This window comes from Calyptranema fuscum S582, from assembly GCF_055793305.1.
The window spans coordinates 1-11,105 of the sequence record NZ_JBSLYH010000095.1; the positions used below are offsets into that span (position 1 = coordinate 1).

Sequence of the window (11,105 nt, forward strand, 5' to 3'; positions counted from 1 at the left end):
AGACCGTTGGATGCTCCTTCCCTAACGCTTGTTCGCAAATCCCTAACGCTTCGCGATACAGCGATTCAGCCTCTTCATAGCGTCCCTGCTGTTGATAAAGGAGGGCTAAATTATTTAGGCTGTCTGCAACATCTGGATGCCCGTCTCCTAAAAGCTGCCTTTTCAGCTTTAATGCTTCTTGATAAAGAGGTTCAGCTTCTTCATAGCGCTCTTGGAGTCGATAAAGTTCTGCCAAGTTATTAAGACAAGGTGGGAGCGCTAGATTGTCTTTTCCCAAGAATCGCTCATAGATCCTCACAGCCTGACGATATAAAGATTCAGCTTCTTCATAGCGTCCTTGTTTAGAGTAGAGCAAGGCCAAATTATTCAAGCTAGCTGCTACATCGGGATGGCTACTACCTAGGATTTGTTCCCTCAAATCCAAAGCTTTTTGATGCAGACCTTCAGCCTGGTCATATTGTCCTTGGCTTTGATAAAAAACTGCTAAGTTGGTAAGACTATCAGCTACTCTAGGATGGTTTTCACCTAGGAGACGCTTCTTCAAATCTAGAGATTGGAGGTAGGTAACTTCTGCTTCATCATAACGTCCTAAACTTCTGTAAATCTCTGCTAAATGATTTAGGTTAATAGCAACATAGGGGTGATTTGGTCCTAGCACACGTTGATCGATTTCTAATGCCTGCTGATACATTTGCTCAGCTTTCTCATAGTTTTGTTGTGCTGAATAGAAACGAGCCAAGTCAGTGTAAATTCTAGCTAGATAGGGATGTTCTAACCCTAATTGATGTTTATTTATCTCCAACGCTTGAAGGAACTGCTTCTCAGCTTCTGGAAAACGTCCCTGTAGGACGGAGAGGCGAGCTAAACTATGCAAACTTTGGGCAATATAGGGATCATCGGGTTGCAACTGTTTTTTTCGAATCTCAAATGCTTTTTCGCATAAAGGTTTAGCCTCATCGTATCGACCTTGATCAAAGTACAATACAGCTAAATTATTGAGACTTTTTGCGACATCAGGGTGCTCTGCTCCTAACAAGTGCCGTCTTAAGCTCAAGGCTTCCTGATATAGAGGTTCAGCATCTTGATAACGAGCTTGATGCTTATAGAGTTCGGCCAAATTATTTAGACTGCTAGCAACATCTAAGTGTTCTTTTCCAAATAATCGCTGACGTAGTTCCAAAGCTTTGTGGAAAAGTAAATTAGCTTTATCTAATTGAGCATAAACTTCTAAATAGTAACCAACTCGATTAAGCAGAGATGCAACCACTTCCAAAACCTCAGGCTCAAACTCATACTGTTCAGCAAATCTAGCTACAGTTTGAGCATGAGGAAGTAGATGTCTGCACCTTTGTAAAATATCCTCATCGAAACGCTCTTTAGGAGATAAATCAGCTTTTGGAAAAACCTTGCTCATGACAACAACTGCTCTTTTTGCCCACTGATGTCGTTCATTCAAGGACATCATGTCAACCAGCACCTCTTGTACCAAGCAGTGGATGCTATAAGTTCTGTTCTTAAAGTCACACCATATCAGACTATATTGGTTTAAGGCATTGAGAAGATTAGTCAAAATATCGAGATTCTCATTTGCACCAACCAAGGCGTTGGAGAGAATCTCACCAAGCTCAGTTGATCCTGATATGATCAGTTCAAAAGGGATGTTGTCGGGTGCCAAGAATGCACTAAAGCAAAAGAGTTCTGCTGCTGCTTCAGAGATGTTTCTTATTTCCTGAAAATTGGTATTCCACGTAATGTGAATTGGTTCAGGATGAGTAGTACCTTCCGCAGGGGCAGCTTCCTTAAGTAAAGCTAATCGACGATTTTTATAATCTTCCAAATAAGCTTGAAAGCTAATTCGATGAGCAGAAATAAAGGAGGCAGCGTGCTCAAGTGCTAAAGGTAAGCAACAAAGTGTTTCTACCAACTCTTTTGCAGATTCTCTCTGAGAACTAGTTTCTTCAATCCCAGTTCGCTTAAAAAGGTATTCTACAGCCTCATTTTCCCCCATAGTTACTAATTTAATTGGCTCAGCAATATCTATCACAGCAAAAGAGTTAGCGCGAGAAGTCAAAAGGATATGTCCTTTGTACTCACTAGATAAGAATGGCTGCAGTAAGCTTGGGTTATCAGCATTGTCAAAAATGAGGAGCCAATGTTCATGAGTTTCTAGCCATTGCTTAACTGCCTGGATTCTATATTCCATTTCAGCGTTTTTCTCAGGCAGTGCAAGGATTTCGGTAATTGCCGCAAAGTCCAGTTGCAATTGTGCATCTGGATAGGCGTTCACCCAAAAAATCGCATCATAATTGCTGGAATAACGGTAAGCATACTCCACGGCAATTTGAGTTTTTCCAATTCCACCTAAACCACTGATTACCTGTCGAGTACAAATTGAAAATGATTGAGATAATTTCTTAAGAAATTGATTACGACCAGTAAAATAATCATTGCGATAGGGGAAATTATTGCTGACAATTACTTTTGAATAAGGTAGTATTTGAGTCGCTGGATATTCATTGGTTTGTTGAAATATTGCATCTCCAACATCCTGCACTAACCACTCTAGGTTATCTCGATCAATAGGATCCTCGAAAGATTGTCCAGCCTGAATACATTTCTTCAAAAAAAACTTAAGGACATTAGGGCTGGTTTCAGATATGGCAGATTTAAGTTTTTGCCATTCGCTACGAAGTTGTTCTAGAGTTGGTTTTATCATTGGATCAACCTTGATTCAAATGCTCTCTCTTTAGGACTCCGTGCTCGAAAGCTTGTTTTAAAATCTGATCAGCAGTATGAAGAGAACCATATAACCACTTTGTTATAACTATTGTTAATTCATATGCCTTCTCGGAGTCTAAACCAATAACCTCTTTGACTGCTTCACAACAATCTGAAAAGTTATAGAGAAATTGTACATATTCTGATTCTGAAATTGGGTTGAGTGACCCAGAATTAATCACTAGAGATAATTCTCTATTCACCTTGTAAAGGATAGTATTATTCATCCTTAGCCAAGCATTTTTAGTAGAGTCTGTTATTTTTATATTGATATATTCCCTAACTTTCTCATAGGAGAAGATCTCTTCTCGACTTGCTTCAGACGCTTCCTTCCAACGAATAATTTCATCTCGGAACTCTAGGAAGCCTGCATAAAGAACTTCAGAGAGAAAATGCACTGTTTTCCAAGCCAGCACAATTTCATGGTCCTTAATGTTATGGCTGGGATCGCTCCCATTATATTCATTGCCAGCAGGGCTTTCATTTAGAAGATATGGTTCACCGCCGTTACTTTTCCTGATACAAAAACGGTTGCCTAGTTTACTCATTCGATGTAAAGATTGACCTAAGATAAATCGCTTTACCTCACGATAAATTTGTTCCTCTCTTAGCCTAGGTTTACAAATGGAAGAATGATTCGTGTTCAAAATATCAACCGGCTCTACGAAGTCAAATCTTGATTGCAAGTCCGACGTTTCCGCTTCAGAGTCAACAATCTGCTTGTTATTAAGAGGCTGATTCGGATAACAAGAGACTGCCTTAAATCCTTTTTTGTCTTTAAAACTATCCCAAAAGTTAGCATTTAGACCAGAAAAAAACTTAGAAAGATTAACCTTGTGAGTATACTTTTCAAAGTTAATCTTTAATGTCTGATCAAGAAACTCTATCCAATCCATGATTGAGTCGCTCTGAGTACAACTGGGTGATGATAGAAATGCCACACCTTGAGTTTGCTCCCAGATATTTTTTCGTTCGATATCGAGCGATTTAAGAGAATTTTGAAGAAGTTCTTTAATAATAAAACCACCTAAGTCATAACCAATAAAGATAATGGGACATCGGCCAATTCCCATATCAATAAGATCTTTTAGCAATTTATTAGTTACTGGTGCCAGTGGAGCAACTGATCCCTGCCACTTAATTGGTGTAACTTCGTAAGACACCGACCAGATGCCAGCACCTGGCATCTCTTCACCAAGCCATTGAAGCCAGAACCCGTTATTATTTTCATCTTGTGGTTGCCAAGCACTGTAAAGGTCACCGACAACTCCATGAACAAAAATAACATCGATTCTTCGATCGGGATTTTTACATCCTGAGATTTCAGCCCAACCTTTTACAATTGCCATTTGTCTTGAATACTGGTGATTAAAATCTTTTGTGCGCTCTTTCTCGTCCAGAGGTGATAACGGCCACGCCCCTAACGGTTCTGGTACAGGTGATAACGGCCACGCCCCTAACGGTTCTGGTACAATAGAGGGGCTTTTTGCAAGAAACTGGAAAAGATTGTCGTAGCCACCCTCTTCGTAAAGCCTATAGGTGCTTCCGCTTATGCCTGGAAAAGATTGTTCTTCTTTCTGAGCGAACGAAATTGGAATAAACTTTGTAGTCTGGCCTTTTAATTCGTAAATCTTTTGTACGATATATTGTGTTTCCCAAGCGATGCCCCTTCCTTGTGGAGTTTTGGAATCCTGCTGCTGTCTAAACGCGCGATAGTAGGGTTCAGAACAAACAAGCAGAACATGGACTGCCCAATCTATCTGATCTAGCATCCAGGCAGGCCATCCCTTAATTGGATTTTGCTCAAACTGATCAATCCTACAGTCGATCCCATTGCGACGTAGCTTGTTAGCTAGGTTTAATACCAGATCCCGGTGCTTCTCCGGCTCCCAACTGTAGCTGATAAAGACTCTGGGGCGCTCAGAACTAGGAGAGTCGTTGTGCAATGAATCGTTAGGCATTTTCAGTAATTCTCCTTATACCTCGTCAGCCATTAGAATCTATTGCATCTTCAGAGATTGTCTATCAATGTGAATCAGCCCCAAAAAATAGAATAAATTATACTTTTCAAGAAAAGTATAATTGACTCAAGTCTATAGGGGTTTCGCTGGTATGAGGTACGTGGCGAAGGCTGTAACGCTTGTCCAACAAGGTTTCTGTTGCGCCTTGTTTGATCAAGAACTCTCATAGTTAAGACTAGATACCCATATCTGCTATCATTCAGCATGGTGATACTGTGATTTTTTGATACAAATATACCAAGAAATACTAATATTTTACTTCTGCTATAGCTTAAGTATAGCTCTCAAAGAATAGAGGCTGAAGTTAAGATTTAAATCTGTGCCCTGCATAAATAACTGGGGTTGTAACGATACTTACAATAGTTCTAGAAAGCAGGCTGGTAAAGCCGTTTAGCGGCTGGAAGATAAATGAGTAGCAGTATGAGTTCCTAACCGCAAACATTAGGTGGTTTGACAGTGGAATCCACTTCAGTCCATAACTACCGGTTCTCCTGGGTTACTGCTGATAAGCTTTGCTTATCAGCAGTAACTTATCAAGGTTTTCGGAATTGTCTTCGTGGTGAAAGAGTAGCGTACGCTACTCTTTCACCACGAAGACAGGAGAGCCTAACTACCTGAACATTGTGTAGGGAATTATTTCTTGTACGGCGACGAATAGTAGTAGTTGTAGGACCTGGTATGTTTCATTAATTTCAGAATCCTGGTAGTCATTTCCAATAAGAACAAGCCGGGTTACGCCTGGATTGCTTTAATACCAATCACCCATGCTAAGTTTTCCCCCTTTACCTGCCCCCTGTTTAGTCTAGAGAACTTGTTCTGTGACATCGGTGACTTTTGCCAAACCTTTGAAGCGCAGTGGGAACATCAACTGTTAGGCAATGGTTTGTAACAACGCAAACGCCCCAGTAGCTTTTGCCTTAGTGCAATCATGACGATTTTGATTGGGTCTCATCAGTCCAGCTATCGTCACTTCAGCCCGGTTTGCTCCAGTCCGGGATACGATCAGCTTGATTTTGAGGTGATCGCAGGTAGGCAAAACATACTGGTCTAAAAGCTTTTGCCCCTTATCGTTATGCACTTTAAAGAAAGAGATTGTGGTCATAATTACTCCTCAATCTCCCAATTGTTCTAACTAAGCAGAAGTGCGATCGTGATCAAAAACGTAATTAAATAAGGCAGATTTGCCCAAAATTTTAGCGTGTTGAGCAGTTCATTCGGGAAGTTGTATAACTTGTAGCATGTGGGTCAGGTGCTCCATCCTTTTTGAGAGAACCCTTGACTGGAAACGGTATAAGAAAGTTGCCACCCCTTGCCTCTATCCAACTCCATTTTTCTCCCTCGTTTCCATGACCGCTGATAATCCAAGATAGCCGGTTAAAGTTCTCTCGGAACTTTCGCTCTTGAAACAAGTAATAGATATCCAATATTCCAAATAATATAAATGCAATAAATGCCAGGATAAATAGAGCAGGATTCTTATTCTCAAACCCAAAACCAACAATTGCCGCCCATACTGTTAATCTGTCAGGCGACAATGCACTTGTCGGGTGACGACGGCGCAGTAGGCGGATTGCTTGATGAGCAAAAGATCGCGAATTGACGTTTAGGCATCAGACAAAATCAACGACAAAAAAAGACATTGTTCAAAAGTCCCCCATGCGAAGTGGAGACCCGAACAATGTCTGGCAAAACCATCGAAAGTTTTCAAATACGAGTGTATATGACTGCACGAGAACTGGGGTTAACCCAGGTGGAGGCGGCAACAATTGCCGAAATTTCAGAGCGCAGTGGTCAACGGATTGAGGCTGGCACCCATCAGCCCAAGCGTGGGCAAGACCGCCCTCAACGTCAGCATGCCGACCCGTTGGCAGGAGTCTGGGAGAGTGAACTCGAACCGATGCTGCGACGGGAACCAGGGCTAACCCCAATGACCCTGTTTGAGCATCTGCAAGAGCGCTACCCTGGACAATATGGGCAGGTGCTGCGCACCTTGCAACGCCGGGTGCAGTCGTGGAAAGCGCTGCACGGTGAAGCGCAAGATGTGATGTTCCAGTTGCGCCATGAGCCAGGGATGATGGGGTTTTCTGACTTCACCCAACTCAAAGGGATGGAGGTCACGATGAATGGGATGCCCTTCGAGCACCTGATTTACCATTACCGCCTGGGCTACAGTGGCTGGCAATATGCCCAAATCATTCAGGGTGGGGAGAGCTTTGTTGCCCTGTCTGAGGGGTTGCAAAATGCCTTGTTTGCCTGTGGTGGAGTGCCCAAGCAACATCGCACCGATAGTCTCAGTGCCGCCTACCGCAACCTGGGCGGGCAGAGAAAGCCTGCCTTAACGACCTTGTATGACCAGTTGTGCGACCATTACCGGATGCAGCCGACGCGCAACAATCGGGGCATTGCTCACGAGAACGGCAGTATTGAGTCGTCTCACGCTCATCTCAAGCACCGCATCAAACAGGCGATCTTGCTCAGGGGTAGCAATGATTTTACCAGCATTGAGGACTATCAAGCCCTGATTGACAACGCGGTGGCAGGCTTGAACCGACGCTGCCAATTCAAGTATGAAGAGGAAAAGGGCGTCCTCCAACCCCTACCCCAGTACCGAGTCGCTGATTACGAAGTCGTGACAGCACGGGTGAGTTGCCATAGCACCATTGAAGTGCGTTGTATGTTGTACACCGTGCCGTCGCGCTTGATTGGTCGCACCTTAGAGTTGCACCTCTACCACGACCGGATGGTGGGCTATCTAGCTCATCAAGTTGTCGTTGAACTCCCTCGCATTCGCTCAACCGATAAGCAGAAACGACGCGCCCGCTGTATCAATTACCGTCATGTGATTGAGGGACTCCGACGCAAGCCGAAAGCCTTCCTCTACTGCACCTGGCAGCAGGATCTGTTGCCCAATGACGAGTATCGTTAACTTTGGGAACAACTGAAAGCACACTATGACCTCGACAGTGCTGCGGTGCTGATGGTAGAAGCCCTCTATATTGCGGCGACCCAGGATAAGGAGGGAGCCGTTGCTCACTACTTGCACACTCAATTAGCTGCCAAAACTCTGACGTTAGTCAGCTTACAAGCGTATTTTCAGTTGCTCCAACGACTCCCCATTCAAGACGTGAATGTGACGCAACACGAACTCTCTAGCTATGACCAACTCCTCTGCCCCCGAGTTAGCGACACCCCCGCTCAGCCCCTACCAGAGCCTCAGCCTCTACCTCAAACAACTGCACCTACCCCAGATGCTTCAGCAGTGGGAAGGACTCGAACAACAGGCAATGCAGGAGGGCTGGTCGCACGCTCAGTTCTTGCTGGCACTCTGCGAATTGGAGGTGCACCATCGCTGGAATACCCGCCTCAAGCGCGCCCTCAGAGAAGCCCAACTACCCAACGCAAAAACCCTCTCCAACTTTGAGTGGAGCCATGTCCCTAACTTTAATCCGGCTCCACTGATGAATCTCGCTGATGACCCAGGATGGTTGGAACGGGGGGAGAACTGTCTGATTTTTGGGGCTTCAGGTGTCGGGAAGACGCACCTGGCTAGCGGGGTGGCTCGTCGCATGGTGGAGTTTGGCAAACGGGTCAAGTTCTTTCCATCGCTCGCTCTGGTGCAGTCGCTCCAGCAAGCCAAACTGAATTTGAGTCTGCAAGTGGCGCTCAAGAAGCTCGACCGCTTTGATTTGCTCGTGCTCGATGATTTGGGGTATGTCAAAAAGTCAGAGGCAGAAACCACTGCCCTGTTTGAGTTGATTGCCCATCGTTATGAGCGGAAGAGTTTGCTCATCACCGCCAATCAGCCTTTCAGTGCTTGGGATACCATCTTTAGCGATTCTATGATGACGGTCGCGGCGGTAGACCGATTGGTGCATCATGCCCTGATTGTGGAAATCAAAGCTGAAAGCTATCGCAAACAGGCAGCAACGACGCGCTCTAGTAAGTCCTGCTCCTAGCTTCCTCATCTTTCACGACACTCAACGGCGATCTCATCGGGTCGCTGAGTTTGGTGCTGTCGTTGCGTCCACGTAGCGTTCCCCAAAAGAAATCTGAACGTATTGTTGCGATCTGAATGTGTCGTTGCGATCTCACGCTGGCATCGCGATCTCGTGTTGTCATGCCGATCCCAAGTTGTCGTTGCCATCTATGCCATCAACCCGTCAATCTTGCTGTCGCGACACCTCAATGGGCTTGACATTTAATAGTTAATCCAACTTGCTTGATAGTGAGAGAGCTATTTGCCATCCGAGTGATAATGTTTTGCAACATCTCACTTTGCTTCATCAAATATTCCCGATTCTCTTTTATCCAGTTTTCGTAGTCAGTTGGCATAGTACTTATTCGTATTGCTTTGAGCAGCAGGATTACAAGATTCTCTAAAATCTAGAGGCTAATTAGCTATTTTTGAAGAGTATTTCCTGTAGCCTCAGGTAGCCAATTTGACAGGCTGAATAGTTGCAAAACTTCAAATACTCAAATGGATGCCACTCATTCTGGGCGATCGACTCCAGATAGGTGCCATCTTGCTGTGCTACGTCAGGTTCTACTTCAGTAACATCCGCATAGTAGAGGTAGCAGATTTCGTTTACTTGGGTGCCTACAACATACTCTCCGAATGGAAAAACCTGCACTCTATAGCCAGTTTCTTCATAGGTTTCTCGTATCGCAGCAGATTCTGGCGGTTCTCCTTCCTCTAGTGCCCCAGTAATGGGACATGGAAAGAGGGTTAACACCCCATCCACTTCTCGATTGTCAATACAGAGATGCTGCTGCCGAATCAAAACTTCATACTTCTGTGGCTTGCTACTACTACTTCTCAATAAAAAGACAGCAACGGAATCTTTACCCTTGCGCTCCAGATACTGAAACCCTTGAGAGCTTTCCTTGACAGCAATCCACTTCGTTTGAAAAATAGTCCGATCTGTTTCCATAGATTGAGTTCGCCTCTCTATACCTATTTTCTTATAGATCGAGACTCTTGACTTGGTTAAGGAATAGCCGCACTTGCCAACAACAGATTTAGCTTGGTAGAAGCCGTATGAATATTGGCTCAACTCTAGAGAATTAGAGCCTTTGTAAGTTTCAGTACTCAGGTCACCTGCCCCAGTCTGTTGCTATGCTGGTTGGCTGACCACACCACGTTGCTGCCTACCCATCCAACCGAACACTTAAACCATCTGGCTCTATCGACCCAGGTATATGAACGCCTGCCCCAGGATAGTCGCTTTTAGTCTTGACTTTCCGGCTGATCAGCTAGCATACACATACTTGTTAGACCGTTGGCTGCCCTACTCTTGTTGAGATCCTCTCTGGGTTCTCCCCTACTCCTGTTTCCACAGACCGATTCACTTCACTTGAGTTAGGATCCTATGAACCAGAATGCACATTACAAGCAACTATTGTTTGTTGATCAGTCTCTCGAAGAGTTGGTGACACAGTACAATTCCGAAAATAGCTTGTTTTCTGAGCCATACCAGCTCTGGCGCAAAGGCAACTTAGATGGGGCGATCGCGAGATTAAAGGAAATTTCGGCTGATCCCACAACTGAAGTTCGTCACAAACTGTGGGCATGGAAAGCGCTACGGCAGATGGGTGCGGAATTGCCTGCTGCGGTAGCAAATGAAGTGCATGGCGTTGTCTTTGAAATTCCTGTAGAAACTTGGGTTGATACGTTGGCAGCTTACTCAGACGGTAGACTGCGTTACCTCAATGGCATGAAAGGGGTTGCTGGCTTGCTTATTTGGGAGAATGTAGATCATCCTTATACTCGTCCGCTCGTTGTGCAAGTAATAGATGCTGCGGCATCCTTAGTTGGAAGTACACCTACCTTCGAGCAGCATCAAGACACGATTCCAACAGGTCAGCCAAGAATCACTGTTCTTACCTATGGAGGGATGTATATTGTTGACCGCGCTCGAGAAACTTTTCATTTAACAGATCCTGTTCTCGCTGTAGGGACTCAGCTCTTCATGACGCTGATGGAAATTGCTCAGCAAAGTAAGCAAGGCTAACAAAACTGGGAACTGTTCAGATATTTGATCGCAAAGAGACTGAAAGGGGAGTATCTAGACAGCTGTTCACATCTTTAGGGACGTACTGCTACTTATTAGTAGCCTTCCAAATCTTAATAGTGCCATCACCGTTGCCACTTATTAAAGTCTGACCATCATGGGTGAATAAAATAGAGTGTACTGCTTCACTACCCCCTTCGAGATTACTAATATGATTCCCACTCTGGGAATTCCATAATCTAATTTCACCAGACTTTTCGCCACTGAACAATATGCTCCCATCTAAGCTAAAAGC

The 11,105-nt window shown here is 44.4% G+C and carries 7 protein-coding genes and 2 pseudogenes; 4 read left to right on the plus strand and 5 right to left on the minus strand.

The genetic code is table 11. The features are described 5' to 3' along the window. A partial coding sequence (locus ACR6Z4_RS31455; protein ID WP_479721271.1) for a tetratricopeptide repeat protein occupies positions 1-2,716 on the minus strand: 2,716 nt, incomplete at its 3' end. A gap of 4 nt (positions 2,717-2,720) precedes the next feature. Beyond that, the gene (locus ACR6Z4_RS31460; RefSeq protein WP_479721272.1) at positions 2,721-4,739 is read right to left on the minus strand and encodes an SEFIR domain-containing protein; all 2,019 of its coding nucleotides are present in this window, start codon (positions 4,737-4,739) and stop codon (positions 2,721-2,723) included. A gap of 853 nt (positions 4,740-5,592) precedes the next feature. Between ACR6Z4_RS31460 and ACR6Z4_RS31465 the strand changes: the two are divergent. The 3 genes and pseudogenes from ACR6Z4_RS31465 to istB all read left to right on the plus strand — a co-directional run. Then, positions 5,593-5,772 (plus strand): annotated as a pseudogene (locus ACR6Z4_RS31465) (IS982 family transposase); the annotation flags it as partial. Between the two features lie 705 nt (positions 5,773-6,477). Continuing rightward, a pseudogene (gene istA, locus ACR6Z4_RS31470) lies at positions 6,478-8,202 on the plus strand (IS21 family transposase); the annotation flags it as partial. Next, positions 8,084-8,755, plus strand: coding sequence for an IS21-like element helper ATPase IstB (gene istB / locus ACR6Z4_RS31475; RefSeq protein ID WP_479721273.1), 672 nt, complete (start codon positions 8,084-8,086; stop codon positions 8,753-8,755). The pseudogene istA and the gene istB, both read left to right, overlap by 119 nt. Before the next feature lie 226 nt (positions 8,756-8,981). Here the strand turns inward: istB and ACR6Z4_RS31480 are convergent, their stop codons facing one another. Further along, the gene (locus ACR6Z4_RS31480; RefSeq protein WP_479721274.1) at positions 8,982-9,131 is read right to left on the minus strand and encodes a hypothetical protein; all 150 of its coding nucleotides are present in this window, start codon (positions 9,129-9,131) and stop codon (positions 8,982-8,984) included. A 62-nt stretch (positions 9,132-9,193) separates the two neighbouring features. Next, positions 9,194-9,730 (minus strand): NUDIX domain-containing protein, encoded by a 537-nt coding sequence (locus tag ACR6Z4_RS31485; protein ID WP_479721275.1) that lies wholly within the window; start codon positions 9,728-9,730, stop codon positions 9,194-9,196. A gap of 438 nt (positions 9,731-10,168) precedes the next feature. On the opposite strand from ACR6Z4_RS31485, the gene ACR6Z4_RS31490 reads away from it, so the two are divergent. After that, a complete protein-coding gene (locus ACR6Z4_RS31490; RefSeq protein WP_479721276.1) occupies positions 10,169-10,810 on the plus strand; it encodes a hypothetical protein in 642 nt (213 codons plus the stop codon). An 88-nt stretch (positions 10,811-10,898) separates the two neighbouring features. Here the strand turns inward: ACR6Z4_RS31490 and ACR6Z4_RS31495 are convergent. Next, a partial coding sequence (locus ACR6Z4_RS31495; RefSeq protein WP_479721277.1) for a WD40 repeat domain-containing protein occupies positions 10,899-11,105 on the minus strand: 207 nt, incomplete at its 5' end.